General features: G+C 67.7%; 19 protein-coding genes. 4 read left to right on the forward strand and 15 right to left on the reverse strand.

Annotated elements, in window-relative coordinates; all coding sequences use genetic code 11:
- Nucleotides 1-10: 10 nt before the first annotated feature.
- Nucleotides 11-880, reverse strand: a complete 870-nt coding sequence (locus GV007_RS07935; protein WP_160071793.1) for an HAD family hydrolase — start codon at nt 878-880, stop codon at nt 11-13.
- 156 nt (nt 881-1,036) lie between these two features.
- Here GV007_RS07935 and GV007_RS07940 point away from each other — a divergent pair, with 156 nt between their 5' ends.
- The gene (locus GV007_RS07940) at nt 1,037-1,855 is read left to right on the forward strand and encodes a GNAT family N-acetyltransferase (RefSeq protein WP_160071794.1); all 819 of its coding nucleotides are present in this window, start codon (nt 1,037-1,039) and stop codon (nt 1,853-1,855) included.
- Nucleotides 1,856-1,873: 18 nt separating this feature from the next.
- On the opposite strand, the gene aroB is transcribed toward GV007_RS07940, so the two are convergent.
- The 11 genes from aroB to GV007_RS07995 form a co-directional block, all read right to left on the reverse strand.
- On the reverse strand, nt 1,874-2,956 hold the full coding sequence (gene aroB / locus GV007_RS07945; protein ID WP_228502686.1) for a 3-dehydroquinate synthase: 1,083 nt from the start codon (nt 2,954-2,956) through the stop codon (nt 1,874-1,876).
- Nucleotides 2,949-3,464, reverse strand: coding sequence for a shikimate kinase (locus GV007_RS07950; protein WP_160071796.1), 516 nt, complete (start codon nt 3,462-3,464; stop codon nt 2,949-2,951). Before GV007_RS07950 ends, aroB begins: the two co-directional genes overlap by 8 nt.
- Nucleotides 3,461-4,732, reverse strand: a complete 1,272-nt coding sequence (aroC, locus tag GV007_RS07955) for a chorismate synthase (RefSeq protein WP_160071797.1) — start codon at nt 4,730-4,732, stop codon at nt 3,461-3,463. The genes GV007_RS07950 and aroC overlap by 4 nt, the downstream gene beginning before the upstream one ends.
- A gap of 4 nt (nt 4,733-4,736) precedes the next feature.
- A complete protein-coding gene (locus GV007_RS07960) occupies nt 4,737-5,603 on the reverse strand; it encodes a shikimate dehydrogenase (RefSeq protein WP_160071798.1) in 867 nt (288 codons plus the stop codon).
- Complete coding sequence (mltG, locus tag GV007_RS07965) at nt 5,596-6,849, reverse strand: endolytic transglycosylase MltG (protein WP_201297639.1); 1,254 nt, start codon at nt 6,847-6,849, stop codon at nt 5,596-5,598. The genes GV007_RS07960 and mltG overlap by 8 nt, the downstream gene beginning before the upstream one ends.
- Nucleotides 6,794-7,300: a Holliday junction resolvase RuvX gene (ruvX, locus tag GV007_RS07970; RefSeq protein WP_104241282.1), complete on the reverse strand. Its 507-nt coding sequence runs from the start codon at nt 7,298-7,300 to the stop codon at nt 6,794-6,796. The genes mltG and ruvX overlap by 56 nt, the downstream gene beginning before the upstream one ends.
- On the reverse strand, nt 7,293-9,962 hold the full coding sequence (gene alaS / locus GV007_RS07975; RefSeq protein WP_160071799.1) for an alanine--tRNA ligase: 2,670 nt from the start codon (nt 9,960-9,962) through the stop codon (nt 7,293-7,295). Before alaS ends, ruvX begins: the two co-directional genes overlap by 8 nt.
- A gap of 72 nt (nt 9,963-10,034) precedes the next feature.
- Complete coding sequence (locus GV007_RS07980) at nt 10,035-10,229, reverse strand: Na+ dependent nucleoside transporter N-terminal domain-containing protein (RefSeq protein WP_104241284.1); 195 nt, start codon at nt 10,227-10,229, stop codon at nt 10,035-10,037.
- A 38-nt stretch (nt 10,230-10,267) separates the two neighbouring features.
- Nucleotides 10,268-10,681 (reverse strand): DUF948 domain-containing protein, encoded by a 414-nt coding sequence (locus GV007_RS07985; RefSeq protein ID WP_160071800.1) that lies wholly within the window; start codon nt 10,679-10,681, stop codon nt 10,268-10,270.
- Nucleotides 10,682-10,878: 197 nt separating this feature from the next.
- A complete protein-coding gene (rpsD, locus tag GV007_RS07990; RefSeq protein WP_104241286.1) occupies nt 10,879-11,508 on the reverse strand; it encodes a 30S ribosomal protein S4 in 630 nt (209 codons plus the stop codon).
- 198 nt (nt 11,509-11,706) lie between these two features.
- Complete coding sequence (locus GV007_RS07995) at nt 11,707-13,032, reverse strand: replication-associated recombination protein A (protein ID WP_160071801.1); 1,326 nt, start codon at nt 13,030-13,032, stop codon at nt 11,707-11,709.
- Nucleotides 13,033-13,101: 69 nt separating this feature from the next.
- On the opposite strand from GV007_RS07995, the gene GV007_RS08000 reads away from it, so the two are divergent.
- The 3 genes from GV007_RS08000 to GV007_RS08010 all read left to right on the forward strand — a co-directional run bounded on the left by GV007_RS08000 (nt 13,102) and on the right by GV007_RS08010 (nt 15,866).
- Nucleotides 13,102-13,881 (forward strand): peptidylprolyl isomerase, encoded by a 780-nt coding sequence (locus GV007_RS08000; RefSeq protein ID WP_160071802.1) that lies wholly within the window; start codon nt 13,102-13,104, stop codon nt 13,879-13,881.
- Nucleotides 13,882-14,017: 136 nt separating this feature from the next.
- Complete coding sequence (locus tag GV007_RS08005; RefSeq protein WP_104241289.1) at nt 14,018-15,250, forward strand: DUF349 domain-containing protein; 1,233 nt, start codon at nt 14,018-14,020, stop codon at nt 15,248-15,250.
- Nucleotides 15,251-15,290: 40 nt separating this feature from the next.
- Nucleotides 15,291-15,866 carry a hypothetical protein gene (locus GV007_RS08010; RefSeq protein WP_160071803.1) on the forward strand — a complete coding sequence of 192 codons (576 nt, stop codon included), beginning with the start codon at nt 15,291-15,293 and terminating at the stop codon, nt 15,864-15,866.
- Here the strand turns inward: GV007_RS08010 and GV007_RS08015 are convergent.
- The 3 genes from GV007_RS08015 to secD all read right to left on the reverse strand — a co-directional run bounded on the left by GV007_RS08015 (nt 15,853) and on the right by secD (nt 21,006).
- Nucleotides 15,853-18,087, reverse strand: coding sequence for a RelA/SpoT family protein (locus GV007_RS08015; RefSeq protein WP_104241291.1), 2,235 nt, complete (start codon nt 18,085-18,087; stop codon nt 15,853-15,855). The genes GV007_RS08010 and GV007_RS08015 overlap by 14 nt on opposite strands.
- Nucleotides 18,088-18,172: 85 nt before the next feature.
- A complete protein-coding gene (gene secF, locus GV007_RS08020; RefSeq protein WP_160071804.1) occupies nt 18,173-19,243 on the reverse strand; it encodes a protein translocase subunit SecF in 1,071 nt (356 codons plus the stop codon).
- Nucleotides 19,243-21,006: a protein translocase subunit SecD gene (gene secD, locus GV007_RS08025; RefSeq protein WP_228502687.1), complete on the reverse strand. Its 1,764-nt coding sequence runs from the start codon at nt 21,004-21,006 to the stop codon at nt 19,243-19,245. The genes secF and secD overlap by 1 nt, the downstream gene beginning before the upstream one ends.
- Nucleotides 21,007-21,058 lie beyond the last annotated feature (52 nt).

Consider the following 21,058-nt stretch of genomic DNA (forward strand, 5'->3'; position numbering starts at 1 on the left):
GCGATCGGCCTCAGACGTACGCGGCGGTCGGCGCCACCGAGGCGTCTGCGGTGATCAGGCCGTTGCGGACGAACGCGTTCCACACCCCGTTGTCGTCGACGCCCGTCGTGACCTGGTCCGCGTGGGCCTTGATGGAGTCCGGGGCGTTGCCCATGGCGATGCCGATGCCCGTGACCTGGAGCATCTCGACGTCGTTGATGCTGTCGCCGATGCCGATCGTGTTCGCCGGGTCGAGATCCTGGATCCGGCAGACCTCGAGAATCGCGCTCCCCTTGTTGACGCCGAGCTGCAGGAGCTCCCCGCTCTGGGGGCCGAGAACGGGCACGGTGGCGTTGATGACGTCGAAGCGGCCCGCGAACGCCGCGCGGATCTCGGCGATCGACGTGTCCGCGCTCAGGAAGCACATCTTGCCGATGTCGTCGCGCAGCACCTCGCCTCCATCGTCGAAGAACTTCTCGAACTGCAGCTCGCCGTCAGACTCGACGCGGTTCGAGTCAGCGACCTCAGCTGCGAGGAGCTGGCGCAGGTGCGCGCGGAACCCCGGGCTGGCGACGACGGCGGCGTCGCTCTGCACGTAGAAGTCGATGCCGGCGCCCGTGAAGAAGTCGATGGCGAACGCGGCGTCCTCGAGTGACATGGTCTGCGAGACGCGGGTCTCGCCGTCGAGCCAAACGAAGCTCCCGCCTGCGCTCACGATCCCGTCGAAGCCGAGATCGAGGATCTGCGGGTAGATCTCACTGCGGGACCGGCCGGTGCAGATGAAGAGCAGGTGTCCCGCTTCCCTGGCTCGGGACACGGCTTCGACGGTCGAGGGCTGGATGTGCTCCTGCTCGTCGATGAGCGTGCCGTCGATGTCGAGGAAGACGATGCGCCTGGTCAACTGTGGATCCTCCTGCTCGATGCATGCGGTCACTGCGTCTGCGTCCCGCGAGAGCGAGGCATGCCGTCAGCTCCGCCGTCCAGGCTAGACGATGTCGCGAGCGGTCCCGGCCGAGCATGCTGGCGCGGCTGCTCGCCTGCCCGTAGCCTCGAATCCATGACCGTGGAACGAGGGCCCACCGCCGAGGCGCCAGCGCTGCTGCCGACGGTCGCGCAGGCCACCTCGGTGCTGATGGCGAGCTGGCCCGCTCTGGACGAGCGGAGAATCGGCGGGTGGCGCCTCGGATTCGCAGAGGGATTCACGAGGCGCGCCAACAGCGTGTGGATGCTCGGCCCCGCCGAGGACACGCAGCTCGCACTCGGTGCCGCCGAGGAGGCATACCGCGTGCGTGGGCTCCCCAGCCAGTTCCTCGCGACGGAGACCGCGGATCCCCGCGACGTCGCCGCCCTCGAGGCGTTCGGCTACTCCCCCACTCTCACGGGCAGGATCCTCTGCCGCTCGCTTGGCGGCGAAGAGCCGGCAGGTCTCGAAGGCGCGTCGGGCGGCGACCTCGTCGCGGTCACGCAGGCTGGTCCCGAACTCCCTCCGGACTGGCTCGACGCCTGGCTCAGCTGGAGCGAGCGCAGACTGGCGCGCGACCGGCGCCTCGCCCCGCTCATCCTCAGCTCCGGAGCCTCGAGCTTCCTCGGCGTCCGGCAGGAGGGAACCCTTGTGGCGCTCGCTCGGGTCACGGTGATCGACGGCACCGGGGTCATCGACTGCCTGGTCACCCAGAGCGCACACCGAGGGCGCGGCCACGGTCGGCTGCTCCTGCACCACGCCCAGCAGGAAGCGGCTCAGCGCGGCGCGACCTCCTGCCTCGCGATGGTGGTCGAGAGCAACGCCGTCTCCCGGCGGCTGTTCCACCGAGCAGGCTTCACAGCCCTGGGCTCCTTCACCTACCTGCAGGCGCCGGAGCGCGTGAGCTGCTGCTGACCGGCGGCCGACGCCGATCTAGCTGGCGATCTCCTGGTACGCGGCGAACAGCAGGCTCTCGTCCGGCGCCTGCATGATCGTCGGACGACCGAGCCCGTCGAGCACAACGAAGCGCAGCATTGCTCCGCGAGCCTTCTTGTCCCGACGCATTGTCGCGAGGAGCGTCTTCCAGCGGCCGGCCGGGTAGCTCGTGGGCAGGCCGAGCAATTCGAGGATCGACTTGTGTCGATCCGCCGTGGCGTCGTCGAGGCGCCCCGAGAGGCGGGCCAGCTCGGCGACGAACGCCATGCCGATGGAGATGGCGGCGCCATGACGCCATTGGTACCGTTCCGCGTTCTCGATGGCGTGGCCGAGCGTGTGCCCGTAGTTGAGGATCTCGCGCAGGCCCTGCTCGGTGAAGTCCTCGCCGACGACCCGCGCCTTGACTCGGATCGCGAGCTCGAGCACCCGCAGGAACTCGGGCGTGGTCGGGTCGGTCGCCCGCTCCGGGTCGAGCTCGATGATGTCGAGGATCTCGGGCTCGGCGATGAAGCCGGCTTTCACGACCTCGGCGAAGCCAGCCAGCAGCTCATTGCGAGGGAGTCCAGCCAGGATCTCCGGGTCGATGACAACCCCCGCCGGCGGGTGGAAGGAGCCAACGAGGTTCTTGCCCTCGTTCGTGTTGAGGCCCGTCTTGCCGCCGATGGCCGCGTCCACCATGGCGAGCACCGTCGTCGGCATGTGCACGACCTTCACACCACGCAGCCACGTCGCGGCGATGAAGCCGCCGATGTCGCTCGTCGCTCCCCCGCCGATCGTGATGACCGCGTCGGACCTCGTGAAGTCGGCCTGGCCCAGGATCTGCCAGCAGAACGCCGCGACCTCGATGCGCTTCGCCCCCTCGGCATCCGGGATCTCCGCGATGAGTACCTGGTTGTACTCGCCGACGAGCTGCTCGCGCACCCGCTCGGCGACATCCGCCAGGTGGGGCGCGTGCACGATCAGGACCTTGGCGACGCCTTCCCCGAGCAGGCCGGGGATGACCGCAGCCGCCTCGCGGAACTGGCCAGCCCCGATGATGATGTCGCCATGGGCGCCGGGAACCTCGATGATCTCAGGCAACGTCGCTTGGTCCTTCCTTGGTCTGCTGCTCCAGCCACTCCACGATGTCTTCGACGACGCGGACCATGGGCCGGAATGAAGTGTCGAACGTCGCATCCGCGAGACGTTCGTAGGTCTCGCGGCGTGCTTCGTAGATCTGGGTCCAGCTCTCGATGCCCGTGATGAGCGGGCGCTTCGCGTTGCCGGTGATGCGCTCGGCGATCGCGGCGGGAGTCGCCGTCAGGAGCACGACCGTGTGCCCGCCGAGGCGGGACTGGGTCTGCGCATCCATCACGGCACCACCACCGAGCGACAGGACCTCGGTGGTCTCGAGGTGCTCGGCGATGACGTCCCGCTCGAGACGCCGGAACTCGGTCTCTCCGTGCTCGACGAAGATCTCGGGAATCGCGCCGTGGCGCGCGACGATCACCTTGTCGGTGTCGACGTAGCTCACGTCCAGAACCTTGGCCAGGCGTCGGCCCGCCCTCGACTTGCCCGCGGCAGGCGGGCCGATGAGCACGACGCTCATACTCGCCACTCGCTGAGCGAGTCCCCCATCGGCGTCTCGTCGACGGGACCGGCCTGCAGCTCGGCCTCGGAGACGGACTCGCTCGACGTGCGCAGCAGCGGCGGGATGCTCGCGAGGTAGCTCTCGATGTTCCGCTTCGTCTCGCCGACGGAGTCGCCCCCGAACTTCTCGAGGATGGAGTCGGCGATCGTGAGAGCCACCATCGCCTCGACGACGACACCGGACGCTGGGACCGCGCAGACGTCGGAACGCTGGTGGTGCGCAGCCGCATCCGCGCCCGTCGCAACATCGACGGTGTGCAGGGCCTTCGGGACGGTCGCGATCGGCTTCATGCCAGCCCGGACCCGGAGCACCGTGCCGGTCGCCATGCCGCCCTCGATGCCACCCGCACGGTCGCTCGAGCGCACGATGGAGCCGTCGCGGACGTACAGCGGGTCGTGCGCCGCGGTGCCTGGACGACGTGTGGTCTCGAAGCCGTCGCCGACCTCCACCCCCTTGATCGCCTGAACGCTCATGAGCGCCTTCGCGAGTCGCGCGTCGAGGCGGCGGTCCCAGTGCACGTAGGAGCCGATGCCGGGCGGCAGGCCCCAGACGAGCACCTCGGTCACGCCGCCGAGCGTGTCGCCGCTCTTGCGGACCTCATCGATGAGGGCGACCGCGGCAGCGGAGGTCTCCCCGTCGAACACGCGAACCGGATCCGCGTCGATGGCGGCCAGGTCGCCGTAGGCGGGCAGCGGCGCGTCCTCGGGCACACGGACCGTCCCGATGGCGAGCGTGTGGCTCAACGTCGTGATCCCGAGTTCGGAGAGGAAGCGCTTCGCGATCGCGCCGAGCGCGACACGCGCCGCCGTCTCGCGTGCACTCGCGCGCTCGAGGACCGGGCGCGCCTCGTCGAAGCCGTGCTTCTGCATGCCGATGAGGTCGGCGTGCCCCGGTCGCGGACGCGTGAGCTTCGCACCGCGTCCCGTGTCGAACACAGCCGCGTCGACCGGCTCGGGGCTCATGACCTCGACCCACTTGGGCCACTCGGTGTTGCCGATGCGGATGCCGATCGGCGACCCCATCGTGAAACCGTGCCTGACGCCGGCGGACAGCGTGAGCTCGTCCTGCTCGAACTTCATTCGTGCGCCTCTGCCATGGCCGAGCTTTCGGCGGGCGAGGTCGGTGCGGAGATCGTCGAGGGAAAGTGGGACACCAGCTGGGAGTCCCTCGAGGATCGCAAGGAGTTCTGGGCCGTGGGATTCCCCGGCCGTGAGCCATCGAAGCATTGGACTATTCTGACACGCGCAGCGCGGCGGTTCGCATCGCCGAGCGAACCTCGGCCTCCCTGGGGAGCACTTCCGACTCATCGCGGCCGGTGAAGAGCCGAACCTGCACGAGTGCCTGGGCCAGGAGGAGCTCGAGTCCCGAGACCACCTGACCACCGGCGGCCTGCCAGCGCGTCGCGAGCTTCGTGGGCCACGGGTCGTAGAGCACGTCGAACAGCACCGCCCCCTGCACCCACGATGCATCGATGCCGATGTGGTCCCGGTCTCCCGGCACGGTGTTGACGACGAGCTCCGCGGCGCGCGCCTCGGCAGGACGCGCGTCGAATTCAGCGAAGGTCAGCACCTCGACCTCGACCCCCAGCGAGCGCGCGAGCGCCACCATGCCCTGCGCTCGTTCCGGCGATCGGACGACGATGGAGAGCTCGGTCGCTGCCAGCGAGGGCAGCGCGGCGATGACGGCGGCCGCCGTGCCGCCAGCGCCCAGCAGTCGCACCCGAGGAGCCGAGTCAACGCCAGCCTCATTGAGCGCCGCGACGAAGCCCGTCACATCCGTGTTCCACCCTCGAGACGGGGCGCCCGCGTCCGCCCCGTCGAAGATTAGCGTGTTGACGGCGCCGATCTCCGTTGCGGCGGGGGCGAGCGTCGAGGCGAACGCGCGAGCCTCGTGCTTCAGGGGCATGGTCACGGAGAACCCGCGCCATCCCGGCCCCCTTGAGGCGAGGAAATCTGCAAGCCCGCCCTGCGGAACGTCGAAGCGCTCGTAGCTCCAGTCGAGACCGAGGACCTCGTACGCGGCCGAGTGGATCGCTGGAGACTTCGAGTGTCCGATCGGAGACCCCAGGACGGCGAGCCTCGTCGAAGCCTCACCCATATTCGGGGTGCTCGGCCATCCACGCCAGCCACTTGGCGACCGCGACCTCGTGCTCCTCGAACGTCTCGGAGAAGATGGTCTCCCCCGTGTCGAGGTTCCAGGTCACGAAGTACACCCAGGGGCCGTCTGCAGGGTTCACCGCCGCGTCGATCGCGATGTCGCCGGGGTTCGAGATGGGGCCGACCACCATCCCGGGATGCACATAGGTGTTGTAGGCGTTCGCCGCGTCGGCGCGCTCGGCATCGCTCGTCGAGACCCGGTGCGTGTTGCCCGTTCCGTAGGCCACCGTGGCGTCCGACTGGAGGAGCATGCCCATGTCGAGTCGGTTCAGGAAGACCCTCGAGACCTTGTAATAGTCCTCTCTGAGCCCGGCTTCCTTCTGGATGAGCGAGGCGAGGCGCACCGTGTCCCAGCGGGCTTCCGGAGCTACCCCGTGCTCGTCGAGCGACTGGAACATGCGGTCAACCAGGGTCTTGAGCACCGTCGTGGCGTCGACGCCGGGATCGAAGCTGTAGGTCGCCGGGAACAGGAAACCCTCGAGGGTCGTGGCTTCGGCAGGAAGACCGAAGTTCGCGGGAACCGCGGCGGCCTCAAGGTCGGCGACGGGGATGCCGACGCCGCCCTCGATGAGGGCGTAGACGTCCTGGAGGGCGGTCCCCTCCGGGATCACGACCGTCGACTCCTGACGGTTCGCAGGGTCGAGGAGCGACACGAGCGCTGATTCAGCGCTCATCTCCTCCTGCATGCCGTAACTGCCCGGGATGAACACCGGGTCCTCGGGCTGAGCCAGCACCTCATCCACGAAGGCACCGGAGGTCTTCACGATGCCCACGTCGGCGAGGCGCTCACCGATCGAGGTCCCGGTGTCGCCGGACTCGATCGTGAAGGCGAGCTCCGTGCCGTTTCCCGACCCTTCGAAGTCGGCGGAGGCGGCCCCGCCCCCGAAGATGCTGCGCAGCTGCGAGCCGAAACCGAACCACACGACTGCCGCGCTCACGGCGACGACGACGACGAGCACGAGGATGACGAGCAGACTCCGCTTGCCACGGCGTGCCGCAGTCGACTCGCGCCGCCGGTTGCCGCCTGCCCTCCTCGGGCTGGCACCAACGGCATCCGTCGCCGGGGCCGCCTCGTCGGAGAGGAGATCACCGAATGGGTCGTCCGGTGTGAAGCGCTTTCGTCCGTCGTGGCTACTGGGGGTCTGGTTGTCCGACAGAGTCCTGATCCTTTCGGGAGAGGAGCTCACCCGGTGCACGTCCGGATTGGCGCTCCGCGTCGAGCGAGGTTTGCAAGATGACCACTGCGGCCATCTGATCGATGATGTGCCGAGACCTGGAGGCCTTCCGGCCGACGTCTCGGAGCTGGCGGCTTGCGCTCACCGTCGTCAGACGCTCGTCCACCAACCTGAGTGGCACCGGAGAGCTCGACGCGATCTGCTCTGCGACAGCCCTCGCGTCGGCGGTCGAGGCGGTCTCCGCACCCGACAGCGACAGGGGCAGGCCGACGACGATCTCGATGGCGTCGTACTCGGCGACGAGTTCCGCGATGCGTCTGGCGTGCGCGTCGCCCTTGGCGCCGTCGCGCGGCACGGTCTCGAGGGGGGTGGCGAGCATGCCGTGCGGATCACTCCGGCTGACGCCGACGCGGGCTTTGCCCACGTCGACGCCGAGTCGGGTGCCGATCCGGAACTCAGTCATTCGCCAGTGCTGAGCGGATGGCAGCAAGCGCGTCGTCGAGACGATCGACGTCGGTGCCGCCGCCCTGGGCGACATCCGGCTTCCCGCCGCCACCGCCACCGAGGATCGGGGCGGCGATGCGGACCAGAGCGCCTGCCGCTGCCCCGGTGTCCCGGGCGGCGGCGTTGGTCGCGACGAGCACGATCGGCTTGCCGTTCGATGCGGCCCCGAGGGCGATGACGGCCGGACACTCGCCGAGCTGCTCGCGGACGGCGAGCGCGAGCGAGCGGAGCTCGTCGGCACTCCGAACCTCACCGAGGTGCTTCGCGACGAGCGCGACGCCTCCAGCGGTGCTCGCCTCAGCGGCAAGAGCCGGTACGCGCTGCATGGCCTCCGCCGCCTCGAGCTCCGCTATGCGCTTCTGCGCAGTCTTGAGGCTCGCGGCGAGGTCCTGCACGCGATCGGCAAGCTGCTCCCGCGGCGCCTTCAGGCTGCTCGTGAGCTGCGAGACGATGGCGCGCTCGACGGCGAAGTCCGCGAAGGCATCGCGGCCCACGAGCGATTCGATGCGCCGGTTGCTGGAGCCCACGGATGACTCGCCGATGAGGTTCACGATCCCCACCTCGGAAGAGCTGCCCACGTGGGTGCCGCCGCAGAGCTCGCGCGACCAGGGCCCGCCGATGTCCACCATCCGTACGCGGCTGCCGTACTTCTCGCCGAACAGCGCGCGAGCGCCCAGGGACTTCGCCTCGTCGAGGTCCATCTCCCGGGTCGAGACGGCATGGTTTGCGCGGATCGCGTCGTTCACGATGCCCTCGAGCTCGGCTCTCGTGTCGATTGTGAGCGCCTGGCTCCAGGAGAAGTCGAGCCGCAGGTAGCCGGCCTTGTTGTAGGAGCCGGACTGGTGGGCGTCCGGCCCGAGAACGTCGCGCAGCGCGGCGTGCAGCAGGTGCGTCGCCGTGTGAGCCTGGTTGGCGCTGCGTCGGTAGGCGGGGTCGACGATCGTCTCGACTCGGTCGCCGACCGCGACCTCGCCGGAGACGACGGTGACGGTGTGGCTGACGAGTCCGGCGATGGGCCGCTGGACGTCGACGACGTCGGCGACGAGCCCGCGGGCCGCGGAGGTGATCTGGCCGGAGTCGGCCTCCTGTCCCCCGGACTCCGCGTACAGTGCGGTGCTCGCGAGGATGATCTCCACCTGCTGCCCCGTTCCCGCGCTGACGGCGGGGACACCGTTGACGATGAGACCGAGGACCTCGCTCTCGTGGGCGAGATCGGTGTAGCCGACGAATGTCGTCTCGCCGAGCGAGCGGAACTCGCTGTAGACCGAGACATCGGCGAGGGCTGAGCGCTTGGACTTGGCGTCCGCCTTCGCCCTCGTGCGCTGTTCGCTCATGAGGCGCTCGAAGGCCTCGCGGTTGACGCTGACTCCTGCCTCCTCGGCGATTTCGACGGTCAGGTCGATGGGGAAGCCGAAGGTGTCGTGCAGCTTGAACGCGGTCTCACCGGAGAGGTGCTGCACGCCGCTGGCCCGCGTCTCGGTGACCGCGGTGTCGAGGATCGCGGTGCCCGCCGTGAGCGTTCGGAGGAAGGTCTCCTCCTCGGCGTACGCGAGGCGCGAGATGCGCGGGAACTCATCGACGAGCTCCGGGTAGGCGTCCTGCATGGCGTCCTTGGATGCGGGGAGCAGCTGAGGCAGGCTTGCACCCTCGAACCCGAGGAGCCGCATGGCGCGAACGACTCGACGGAGCAGGCGACGCAGGATGTAGCCACGTCCTTCGTTGCCCGGCTCGACGCGGTCGGCCATGAGCATGAGCGATGAGCGCACGTGATCGGCGACGACGCGCATTCGCACATCGTCGGTGTGCACCGCACCGTAGCGCTTGCCGGAGATCTCGGCGGCCTTGTCGAGCACAGGTCGGACCTGGTCGATCTCGTACATGTTGTCGACGCCCTGCTTGATGAAGGCGATGCGCTCGAGACCCATGCCAGTGTCGATGTTCTGCTTGGGCAGGTCGGCGACGATCTCGTAGTCGTCCTTCGTCGTGCCTGCGCCTCGCTCGTACTGCATGAAGACGAGGTTCCAGATCTCGACGTAGCGGTCGTCGTCGGTGGCGGGGCCGCCGTCGACACCGTACTCGGGGCCACGGTCGAAGAAGATCTCGGAGCAGGGGCCAGCGGGGCTGCCGGGGCCTCCGGCGGACCAGAAGTTGTCCTTCATCCCGAGGCCCTGGATGCGGTCGTCGCTGAAGCCCGTCACCTCGCGCCAGATGCCGCGAGCGACGTCGTCCTTCTCGTACACCGTGATCCAGAGGTCTTCGGGCTTGAAGCCGAGACCGCCGGAGCTCTCCGGGGAGGTGAGGAGCTCCCAGGCGAACTCGATCGCTCCCTGCTTGAAGTAGTCGCCGAACGAGAAGTTGCCGCACATCTGGAAGAACGTTCCGTGCCGAGGCGTCTTCCCGACCTCTTCGATGTCGTTGGTCCTGATGCACTTCTGCACGCTGACGGCGCGATCGAACGGAGGCGGCACGATCCCGGTGAAGTAAGGGATGAACGGCACCATGCCGGCGATCGTGAACATGATCGTCGGGTCGTCGCTGACGAGGGGCGCGGAAGGGACGACGGTGTGCCCGCGCTTCTCGAAGAAGTCGAGGTAGCGGCGACGGATCTCAGCGGTTTGCATCGTGCGGTGTGGCTCTTTCTCTGGCGACGGGCGACGGAGGCCGCCCAGGCGACGGGGGATGTGCTGGTCGCGCTACTTGATGTCGGCGATGGCCGCGGAGAGGTCCTGCGTGCGGGCGCGGTAGCCCTCTGCGACGGCCTCGGTGAACTCGTCGACGCGGCCGTTCACGCCGGCGAAGAACTTGCGCCCTGCCGGAGTCGAGTTGACGAGGTGAGCGAGGGCGAACCCTGCGGCGATGCCGCCGATGATGCTGAGTGCTGTGCGCATGCGAACTCCTGTGAAGAGGGGTGAGGGGGTCGGACGGGTCAGCGCGTGGCGCGCGGCTTCGGCTTCTTCGGCGTGGACTTGGCCTTGGGCTTGGTCGGTCCGTCGCTCTTGAAGCTCGAGATGCCGGCACGCACTGCCGCGGAGAACCCAGCGAGCTTGATGAGGGGGCCGCCGACGCTGGCGGCGGTGAGCGCGACGAGGCTGGAGACGTTGCTCGTCGTCTCGGAGACGTGAGTGGTGATGCTGTCGATCTTCGCGAGCTGCTTGTTGGCTTCGAGCACGGTGACCTGCGTCTCGGCCAGCGTGGGGGTGATCGCATCGACCGACTCGCGGATGCCGCTGCGCACCTCGTCGAGGACGCCGCCGAGCTTCAGCAGAGGTACTGCGAGCAGAAGGACGAGGACGAGGAAGACTCCGGCCGCGATGAGGCCGGCGATGTCGCCACCAGACATGGTGCTCCTTACTGAGTGCAGCGAGCTGCCGCACGGGTAGACGAACGGGGCTGCCGCACGGGTAGACGAGCGGCGCAGTGCCGCAGGACAGACAAAGGGGCGGGCCATCTTGCGATGACCCGCCCCTATGTTAGTTGGCTCTCGCGGCTCGGGCTGTCCCGAACTGCCAGTTCCGGCGAACCGGAGCGCCTGCTTGGCTAGCGAGCAGCGTAGTACTCGACGACGAGCTGGACTTCACACGTCACCGGGACCTCAACGCGCTTCGGACGGCGCACGAGGCGTGCCTGGAGCGTTGCGAGGTCGACATCGAGGTACGCGGGGACCTTGGGGAGGACGTCCGCGTGGCCACCGGCGGCGGCGACCTGGAAGACCTCGAGGGCCTCCGAGCGCTGCTTGACCTGGACGAGCTGTCCCGGCTTCACGCGGAAGCTGGGACGGTCGACGAGCTTGCCGTCGACGAGGATGTGACGGTGCACGACGAGCTGACGAGCCTGTGCCGTGGTGCGGGCGAAGCCCGAACGCAGGACAAGCGCGTCGAGGCGCATCTCGAGCAGCTCGACGAGGTTCTCACCCGTCAGGCCTGCCGCGCGACGCGACTCTTCGAAGACGATGCGAAGCTGCTTCTCGCGGAGCCCGTACTGGGCGCGCAGGCGCTGCTTCTCGCGCAGACGGACGGCGTAGTCGCTATCGGTCTTGCGACGCGTGCGGCCGTGCTCTCCCGGTGCGTACGGGCGCTTCTCGAGCGCGCGCTCTGCCTTCGGGGTGAGTGCGATGCCGAGTGCGCGGCTGAGGCGCACCTTGCTGCGTGAACGTGAGGTCTTGGACACAATTGCCTTTCGAGCGAAGTTTGGCGCGCGTGAGCGCGCAGAAATGAAGTTGCTCTCCGCCAAGGCCATGCCCCGGCGTCAAACTTGAGCAGTGTCGCGCGTGCGTCGGCTACAGACTGCACGCCTTGCTCTCGGACGCGCAGCCGCACGCGACCCCGGGAGGTAGACCGAGAAAGACTAGCACAACTGGAGTCGCGCTCAGAGCCCTGGCTTGGTGATGGCCCGCAGCTTCTCGAGCCTCGCAGCGATCTCCCGCTCTTCGCCGAACCGGGTCGGCGAGTAGTACTCACGCTGGCTCAGCTCGTCCGGGAGGTACTGCTGCTCGGAGACTCCCCGCGCGTCGTCGTGCGGGTACCGATATCCCTTGCCATGACCGAGGCGCTTGGCACCGGCATAGTGCGCGTCCCTGAGATGCTTCGGCACGCGGCCGATCCCGCCAGCCTTGACATCGGCGATCGCCGCGTTGATCCCAGAGTAGGCGGCGTTCGACTTCGGGGCAGTCGCCAGGAAGACGGTCGCCTGGGCAAGCGGGATGCGTCCTTCGGGCATGCCGATGAGCTGGACGGCGTCGGCTGCCGCCACCGCCATCTCGAGCCCCCGCGGCTCGGCGAGGCCGATGTCCTCGCTCGCGAGCACGATGAGCCTGCGGGCGATGAAACGCGGGTCCTCCCCCGCCACGATCATGCGTGCCAGGTAGTGGAGGGCAGCATCTGGGTCACTGCCTCGCACCGACTTGATGAACGCACTGATGACGTCGTAGTGCTCATCGCCGTCCCGGTCGTAGCGCAGCAGCGCCTGGTCCGAGGCACTCGAGACGATCTCGGCATCGATCGTCGTCTGCTCGGAGGCCTGAGCGGCGGCCGCCGCCGCTTCCAAGGTCGTGAGTGCCCGCCGTGCGTCACCCGAGGAGAACTGCACGATCGCGCGCTTGGCGTCATCCGCGACCTCGAAGGCGCCGCCGAGGCCGCGCTTGTCTGCGGTCGCGCGGTCGAGCAGCTCGATGAGGTCTGCCTCGTCGAGCGGCTGCAGGGTGAGCAGCAGACTCCTGGAGAGCAGCGGGCTGATGACCGAGAACGAGGGGTTCTCCGTGGTCGCCGCGACGAGCGTGACCCAGCCGTTCTCCACGCCGGGAAGCAGCGCATCCTGCTGCGCCTTGGTGAACCTGTGGATCTCGTCGAGGAACAGCACCGACTGGATGCCGTACAGGTCACGTTGGGTCAGTGCCTCATCCATGACCTGCCGCACGTCCTTCACACCGGCGGAGATCGCGGAGAGCTGCGTGAATCGTTTGCCGGAGGTGTGCGCGATGGCCTGGGCAAGGGTCGTCTTGCCCGTGCCGGGCGGCCCCCAGAGGATGACGGATGTTCCCGCGCGAGTGTCCTGCTCGGGTGAGGCGAGCGCGCGCAGGGGTGAGCCGGGGCGCAGCAGGTGCCGCTGACCCACGACCTCGTCGAGGGATCTCGGGCGCATCCGCACCGCGAGGGGCGCAGTTGTGCCCGCAAGGCTTGGCGCGTCACCTGTCATGAAGCCCGATGTTAGTAAACTCCCCTCTGGTGCCTGCACGGCATGCTGAAGACAAGCGAATGAGGCACAGTGGCAACTTCGGACAAGAACTCCCGCGAACAGCGTCGGCGAACCCGCGAGTACGAGGCGCGCGTCGCTGTCCACGAGCGCGGCGTCCGGCGCCGCAGCCGCGACAATCGCACGTGGACGATCGCTCTTGTCGTGGTCGCCCTCGTCGTCGGCGCACTGCAGGTCTTCTACTTCACGGGCGGTCCCGGAGCGCCGGCACCCGCTGCAGACGCCACGACGTCCCCGGCGGCCACTCCGTCCGGTGAGGTACCGGACCCGGCCCTCGCCGAGGGACGCACCTGGACGGGCGAGATGACCTTCAACGACGACCTCACGCTCGGCATCGAGCTCGATGGCGCCGCGGCCCCGCAGGCGGTGGCGAACATGGTCTCGCTCAGTGGCGAGAACTACTTCACCGATACTTCCTGCCACCGGCTCACGACCGAGGGACTCTTCGTCCTGCAGTGCGGCGATCCGACAGGAACGGGAACGGGCGGGCCCGGCTACAGCTGGGGCCCCATCGAGAATGCGCCGGAAGACGGTGTCTACCCCGCCGGCACGATCGCCATGGCTCGCCAGGGCGGCAACGCTGAGAGCATGGGCAGTCAGTTCTTCATCGTCTACGAGGACACCATCCTCCCGGGCGATGCCGCAGGCGGCTACACCGTCATGGGAAAGGTCACGGGCGGCCTTGACGAGTTCATCGCGGGGATCGTCGAGCCGGGCGTGGACCCGGCTGCCGGCGGCGGCGACGGCGCCCCAGTGGCGCCCGCCGTCATCACCTCGCTCTCCCTGCAGTAGCGGATAGAGCGGGCCGCCTGCTGGAGCGGGACGGCGAGACTGGGCATGCCCTGGTGAACGAAACGCCCGCAGTGTCCTAGCATGGGGAGTCAGTCGCGCAAGCTGCGCAAACGCCTACCGTGAGGGAATACTCGCCATGTCTGCACTCCCCCAGAATCCGTGGGGCCGCGTCGAAGAAGACGGCACCGTGTACGTGATCGAAGATGGAACTGAGCGCAAGGTCGGCCAGTACCCCGATGGCACGACAGAGGAAGCCCTCGCGTACTTCGTTCGCAAGTTCTCCGACCTCGAAGGCCAGGTGTCTCTCCTCGAGCAGCGCGTCAAGAACGGAGCTCCGGCCTCTGACATCGCCAAGTCCGCCAAGCACCTCAGCGCACAGCTGAGCGACGCGAACGCGGTCGGCGACCTCGCCGCACTCCGTTCGCGTCTCGAGGCGCTCGGCGGCACCGTCAGCGAGCTCACCGAGCAGCAGCGTGAGGCGCAGCAGGAAGAGATCGCAGGTGCGCTCCAGGAGCGCGAAGCGATCGTGGTCGAAGCCGAGCGCCTCGCCGCCCAGCCTCCTGCCTCCATCCAGTGGAAGCAGACGACGGCCAGCATCGACGAGCTCTTCGCGAAGTGGAAGACCCACCAGCAGGACGGGCCCCGACTGCCGAAGGCAGAGGCCAACGCACTCTGGAAGCGCTTCCGTGGCGCGCGCAGCACTCTCGAGCGCGAGCGCCGAGCTTTCTTCGCGGAGCTCGATGCCAGCCACAAGACGGCTCGCGATGCCAAGACGAAGATTCTGGAGCGGGCGGAGGCGCTTGCCCCCCGCGGCGCCGACGGCGTCGCTGAGTATCGCAGGCTCCTCGACGAGTGGAAGGCCGCGGGCCGTGCTGGCCGCAAGTACGACGACGCGCTCTGGAACCAGTTCAAGGCCGCCGGAGATGTGCTCTTCCAGGCGAAGGGCGAGGTCGACGCAGCAGAGAGCGTCGAGTACTCCGCCAACTACGAGGCCAAGGCTGCGCTGCTCGAAGAGGCGACCCCGATCCTTCAGCTGACCGACCGCCGGGCGGCGCGAGAGAAGCTCGCCGATATCCAGCGTCGCTGGGATGAGATCGGTCGCGTGCCCCGCGAGAACTTCAAGGCCACGGAAGACCGCCTTCGCGCCATCGAGCAGCACGTCCGCAAGCTCGACGACGATCACTGGCAGAAGTCCAACCCCGAGCGTCAAGCCCGGAGCCAGGGCATGCACAGCCAGCTGACCGAGGCCATCGAGAAGCTCGAGGCCGAGCGTGCAGACGCCGAGGCGCGAGGTGACAAGCGCGCAGTCAAGGAGGCCGAAGAGGCCCTCGAAGCCCGCCGCGTCTGGCTCGCCGCCATCGGCAGCTGAGCTTGAGCGTCACTCCACAGCGGTCGAGACCGTCTGCCGTGTGAGCCGTGAAGTGGGGCAGGATGCGAGCGTGCATCCTGCCCCACTTCGTCTTCTGCCCTTCGCCGAGCTCCAGGTCATGGAGCGAGACGGTGAGATCTTCCGCTTCGGGCATGCGTGTGCCGTGGGATACGCCTCCATTTCTGGGCAGCTCACGGCGGAGGACCGGGCTTCGACGCTCGCGCGTCTCGTGACCGGCAGCTGCGCTGTGGGTGGCGCGTCAGCGATCTGGGTGCATGCGGGCGGACGTCCGCCGCAGCAGGTCACGCTGGCATCCCCGCGTGGTGCGCGACCGCCGCGGCGTCAGCGATCGGGCGTGAGGTACAGGTCCACTGCTCCGCCGGAAGAGGCTGTCGTGCTCGTCGGTGGGGTCCGGGTCGTCGGAGCCGATCTCGCGCTCCTGGATCTCCTGTATGACCCGGAGAGCAGCCAGGTGTCGATCGACCACGCGGTGCAGCTGCTCGCCAGGGACCCGGTGGAGCTCCTCGCTGACTATCCCAGCCACCGGAGACCATTCGTCTCCCTCGCGAGGCACCGCGCGACACTGGCGCGCTCTGCGAGCGCTACTGCGTCTTGACCCGATACACGTCGTAGACACCGTCGATCCTGCGGACGGCGTTGAGCACACGGTCGAGGTGCGTCGTGTCGCCCATCTGGAACGAGAACTTGCTGATGGCTAGGCGAGCCTTCGAGGTGTGCACGGTTGCGGACAGGATGTTGACGTGGTGCTCGCTCAGCACGCGAGTCACGTCGCTGAGCAGTCCGGAGCGATCGAGCGCCTCCACTTGAATGTTCACGAGGAACACGCTCGAGGAGCTGGGGGCCCACTGGACCTCGATCATGCGCTCGGGCTCGCGCCGGAGGCTCGCGACGTTGTTGCAGTCCGCGCGGTGCACGGAGACGCCCTGGCCGCGTGTGACGAAGCCAAGGATGTCGTCACCTGGCACGGGGGTGCAGCACTTCGCGACCTTGACGAGGATGTCCGGTGCACCCCGGACGAGGACGCCGGAGTCGCTCGTGGTCGGGATCGTCGTGCCGGGGGTGAACTGCGGCGCTTCATCCGCGGCGGGGACGTCCTGCTCCTGGCGGAGGGCGGCCTGCAGCTTCTCCATGACCGACTGGGTCGAGACGTGCCCGTCGCCGACTGCGGCGTAGAGGGCGGTCACGTCGAGGTAGCGGAGGTTCGAGGCGACCGAGGAGAACGCTTCTTGGACGTGGTCTTTGTTGAGCGGGAGACCGGCCTTCCGCAGCGCCTTGGCGACGGAGTCCTTCCCCTGCTCGATGGCCTCGTCTCGGCGCTCCTTCGAGAACCACTGCCTGATCTTGTTCTTGGCTCGGGCGCTGGCGACGAAGGTCAGCCAGTCCTGCTTCGGCCCGGCATCCGGATTCTTGGAGGTGAAGACCTCGACGACATCGCCGTTCTGCAGCTTCGAGTCGAGGGGCAGGAGGCGCCCGTTGACCTTCGCGCCCATGGTCCGGTGACCGACGTCGGTGTGGATCGAGTACGCGAAGTCGACGGGTGTGGCACCCGCGCTCAATCCGATGACCTTGCCCTGGGGCGTGAAGACGTAGACCTCTTTCGCGCCGAGGTCGAAGCGCAGGGAGTCGAGAAACTCTCCGGGGTCGGTGGTCTCCTGCTGCCAGTCGCTCAGGTGCTTGAGCCACGCCATCTCGGTGCGGGTCTCGTCAGCCTTGTCCTGCTTGCCGGACTGGGCGTTCTGCTTGTACATCCAGTGTGCCGCGACGCCGAACTCTGCGCGCCGGTGCATCTCGATCGTGCGGATCTGGATCTCGACGGGTTTGCCGTCCGGTCCGATCACCGTGGTGTGGAGCGACTGGTACAGGTTGAACTTCGGCGTCGCGATGTAGTCCTTGAAGCGCCCCGGCATGGGCGTCCACCTGGCGTGGATGGCACCGAGGACGCCGTAGCAGTCCCGCACCGAGTCGACGATGAGGCGGATGGCCGTGAGGTCGTAGATCTCGTCGAAGTCGCGGCCCCGCACGATCATCTTCTGGTAGATCGAATACAGCTCCTTGGGGCGCCCGTAGACGTCGCCCCGCATCTTCAGCTGCCGGAGGTCCGACTGCACTTCGGCGATGACCCGCTGCACGTACTTCTCGCGCTCGGGCTGCCTGTGGGCGACGAGATTCTTGATCTCGGAGTAGATCTTGGGATTGATGACGGCGAAGGAGAGATCCTCGAGCTCGTTCTTCATCGCCTGGATGCCCATGCGGTGCGCGAGGGGCGCGTAGATCTCCAGCGTCTCCTTGGCCTTGCTCTTCGCCTTCTCCGGGGACATAAAGCCCCACGTTCGAGCGTTGTGCAGGCGGTCGGCGAGCTTGATGACGAGGACACGGATGTCCTTCGACATCGCCACGACCATCTTGCGCACGGTCTCTGCCTGCGCGTTGTCGCCGTACTTGACCTTGTCGAGCTTCGTCACGCCGTCGACGAGCATCGCGATCTCGTCGCCGAAGTCGGATCGAAGCTCGTCGAGCGTGTAGTCGGTGTCTTCGACGGTGTCGTGGAGGAGCGCGGCGGCTACGGTGATCGAGCCGATGCCGAGATCGGCGAGGATCTTGGCGACGGCGACCGGGTGCGTAATGTAGGGCTCGCCGCTGCGGCGGAACTGCCCCTCGTGCGCGTCCTTCGCCACCTCGTAGGCTCGCTGCACGAGTGCCGTGTTCGCTCGCGGGTCGTGCTTCCTGAGCGACTTGAGAATCGGCTCGAGGACGTGCACCGGCTGCTTCGCGAACATTCGCGGCATTCGCCAGCGCAACGAGGAGACCTCACTCATGCAGCACCTCCATATGCATCATCACCCTGGCCTGCGTGGGTACGCGGACCAGGGTGATGACAAGTTATCACCGTGCGGGGTGTCCTCAGGACGCGGAGGCCCTGGGTGCCGGCTCGGACTCCGAAGCGGCTGCCTCTTCGTCGTCTTCGGCATCCGCATCGGCCTCGTCGCGCTCCTTGAGCGTGCGTGCGCGAGCCGCGAGGATGCGCTTGTCCGTGCGCGCGATCTCCGGTTCGCGTGAACGCAGCCCCGCGTACAGCGGGCCCGCGACGAAGATCGTCGAGAGCGCTCCGACGAAGATTCCGATGAACAGTGCGAGGGCGATGTCCCGCAGCGTGCCTGCGCCCATCAGGAAGGCGCCGATGAACAGGATCGCTCCGACCGGGAGCAGTGCCACGACCGAGGTGTTGATCGAGCGCACGAGGGTCTGGTTGATGGCCAGGTTCACGAGCTCGCCGAAGGTCCGGGAGGATTCCGCGTTGTAGTCCTCGGCGTTCTCACGGATCTTGTCGAAGACCACGACGGTGTCGTAGAGGGAGTAGCCGAGGATGGTGAGGAAGCCGATCACGGCCGCGGGGGTGACCTCGACGCCGGTGACGGCGTAGACGCCCGCTGTCACGACGAGGTCGTGGGCGAGGGCGACGAGTGCCGCGATCGACATCTTCCAGGTGCGGAAGTACAGCGACATGAGGATGGCGGCGATCGCCACGAATACGCCGAGGCCGATCACCATCTGACGGGTGATGTCCTGCCCCCACGATGGACCGATCGTGGAGAGGTTGACGTCCTCGACAGGCACGGAGTACGCCTCCGCGAGCTGCGCACGCAGCTCCGTGTTGGCGTCCTCGGAGAGGGCGTCGGTCTGCACGCGGATTCCGCCGTCGCCGAGGACGGCGACCTTCGCGGGGGTTGCCGTGAACTCGGCGGCGGCCGCGATGGCCGGCTCCTGCTCGTCGGTCGCCGGCTGCGAGACCAGGAACTCGGAGCCACCGGTGAACTCGATGCCGAGCTCGAGGCCTCCGCGAAGGATCGGCACGAGGATCGAGATGAGCACCGCGATTCCCGCGATGGAGAACCAGATCTTCCGTCTGCCGACGAAGTTGAACGAGCGCTCCCCCGTGTACAGATCGTTGCCCAGGGTCTGGAACTTGCTCATCAGGCCTTCTCCCCATTGCTCGTGGTCGACGTCTGATCGGCATTGGCCGACCCGGCCGCCACGAGGTCATCGCCACCGGCCTTCTTGGCGGCTTCTGCCTTGCGCTCGGCGAGCGTCTGTCGTCGCTCAGCCTCGCGTGTTGCGCCGCGCTTCTTCTGCTCCGGGGTGCGGAACGTGCCGCGCCCGCGGTACACCGCGCCAAGAGATCTGGGATCGAGGCCCGAGGCGGGGTGTCCGTCCGCGAAGAACGGGGTCCGAGCGAGCAGGCGCATGAGGGGGTGGGTGAAGAGGGTGACCACGATGATGTCGATGATCGTCGTGATGCCGAGTGTCAGCGCGAAGCCACGCACGTTGCCGACGGCCACGAACAGCAGCACGATGGCGACGAGGAAGTTGACGGCGTCGGATGCGAGGATCGTTCTGATGGCGCGTGTCCAGCCGCCTTCGACGGCCGAGACCAGCCCCTTGCCGTCTCTCAGCTCATCCTTGATGCGCTCGAAGTAGACGATGAACGAGTCTGCCGTGATGCCGATGGCGACGATGAGGCCCGCGACACCCGCCAGCGAGAGCCTGTACCCCTCCTGGTTGGAGAGATACGTGACGACGATGTAGGTCAGGGCCGCAGCGATCACCAGCGAAGCCACCGTCACGAGTCCGAGCGTCCGGTACTGGAACAACGAGTAGACGACGACGGCCGCGAGGCCGATGAGACCGGCGATGAGGCCGTTCACGAGCTGCGAGCTGCCCAGGGTCGCCGAGATCGTGGAGGTCGACTGCGCGACGAAGTTGAAGGGCAGCGCACCGAACTTGAGCTGGTCCGCGAGGGCCTTGGCGCTCTCCTCGTTGAAGTTTCCGGAGATCTGCGGCTTGCCGTCGGTGATCGCCGCGTTGGTGGTCGGAGCCACGATGACCTGGTTGTCGAGCGTGACGGCGAAGCGGTTCTGGTTCTCCGTCAACCCGACGAGCCGCTCGGTCACGGCAGCGAACTCCTGCGTGCCCTGTGCATCGAACTCGATGTTCACGGCCCACTGGTTGGTGGTCGCGCCGGTGCTCGTGGTGGTGAGGCCGCTGGTGGCGTCGGCGATGCGCTCACCGGTCACCTCTACCGGCCCCAGGACGTACTTCTCCGTCCCGGAGTCGTCACAGGTGATGAGCGGCTGGGTCGGGTCGATGTCGGCAGCGGGTGCGAGGTCGGCGCAGTTGAACTGCAGGAAGTCGACGTACATCTGCTCGGTGACCCAGTTGATGTCGCTCGCGTTCGTCGGCTCCGCTGTGGGCGTCGTCGAGAGCTCCTCCGGCAGCTGGTCAGCCGGGATGGCCTGGCTGTTCGCGGCCTGGTCGGCGACGAGCACGGCACGGAACTCGAGCTTGGCCGAGTTCTCGATGCGGTCTCGCGTGAGCTGGTCCATCTCACCTGGGACGGAGACGACGATGTTCCGTCCGCCCTGGGTGGTGATCTCCGCCTCCGAGACGCCGGACGCATCGATGCGCTGGCGGATGATCGAGACCGCCTGCTGCATCTGCTCGGACGACGGGTCTGCCTGGCCCTCCGGCAGCTGCGCCGCAAGGACGACCTGGGTGCCACCCTCGAGGTCGAGCGCGAGGCGAGGCGTCCACTGACCGCCCTGCGTGGCGACGGCCAGCCAGTTGAGGCCCACGAGGGCAAGGATGAGGATCAAGAGCCACGTAAGCGTGCGCCAGGCGCGCTGGACGATGCCAGCACCCCGACCACGACGCGCCGATGACGTTGTCGACTTCGCCAAGAGAGTTCTGCCTTCTGACCTCAAGACGAGGCCCGTGCGTGAGAGGTGAGGG

The organism is Pseudoclavibacter sp. 8L (assembly GCF_902506465.1).
Lineage (GTDB): Bacteria > Actinomycetota > Actinomycetes > Actinomycetales > Microbacteriaceae > Pseudoclavibacter.

Bases quoted from the DNA above. Each gene is read 5' to 3' on its own strand.
- GV007_RS07940 (WP_160071794.1), top strand. From the start codon at position 1,037: ATGACCGTGGAACGAGGGCCCACCGCCGAGGCGCCAGCGCTGCTGCCG.
- GV007_RS07950 (WP_160071796.1), bottom strand. From the start codon at position 3,464: ATGAGCGTCGTGCTCATCGGCCCGCCTGCCGCGGGCAAGTCGAGGGCG.
- aroC (WP_160071797.1), bottom strand. From the start codon at position 4,732: ATGCTTCGATGGCTCACGGCCGGGGAATCCCACGGCCCAGAACTCCTT.
- GV007_RS07960 (WP_160071798.1), bottom strand. From the start codon at position 5,603: ATGGGTGAGGCTTCGACGAGGCTCGCCGTCCTGGGGTCTCCGATCGGA.
- ruvX (WP_104241282.1), bottom strand. From the start codon at position 7,300: ATGACTGAGTTCCGGATCGGCACCCGACTCGGCGTCGACGTGGGCAAA.
- alaS (WP_160071799.1), bottom strand. From the start codon at position 9,962: ATGCAAACCGCTGAGATCCGTCGCCGCTACCTCGACTTCTTCGAGAAG.
- GV007_RS07980 (WP_104241284.1), bottom strand. From the start codon at position 10,229: ATGCGCACAGCACTCAGCATCATCGGCGGCATCGCCGCAGGGTTCGCC.
- GV007_RS07985 (WP_160071800.1), bottom strand. From the start codon at position 10,681: ATGTCTGGTGGCGACATCGCCGGCCTCATCGCGGCCGGAGTCTTCCTC.
- GV007_RS07995 (WP_160071801.1), bottom strand. From the start codon at position 13,032: ATGACAGGTGACGCGCCAAGCCTTGCGGGCACAACTGCGCCCCTCGCG.
- GV007_RS08005 (WP_104241289.1), top strand. From the start codon at position 14,018: ATGTCTGCACTCCCCCAGAATCCGTGGGGCCGCGTCGAAGAAGACGGC.
- GV007_RS08015 (WP_104241291.1), bottom strand. From the start codon at position 18,087: ATGAGTGAGGTCTCCTCGTTGCGCTGGCGAATGCCGCGAATGTTCGCG.
- secF (WP_160071804.1), bottom strand. From the start codon at position 19,243: ATGAGCAAGTTCCAGACCCTGGGCAACGATCTGTACACGGGGGAGCGC.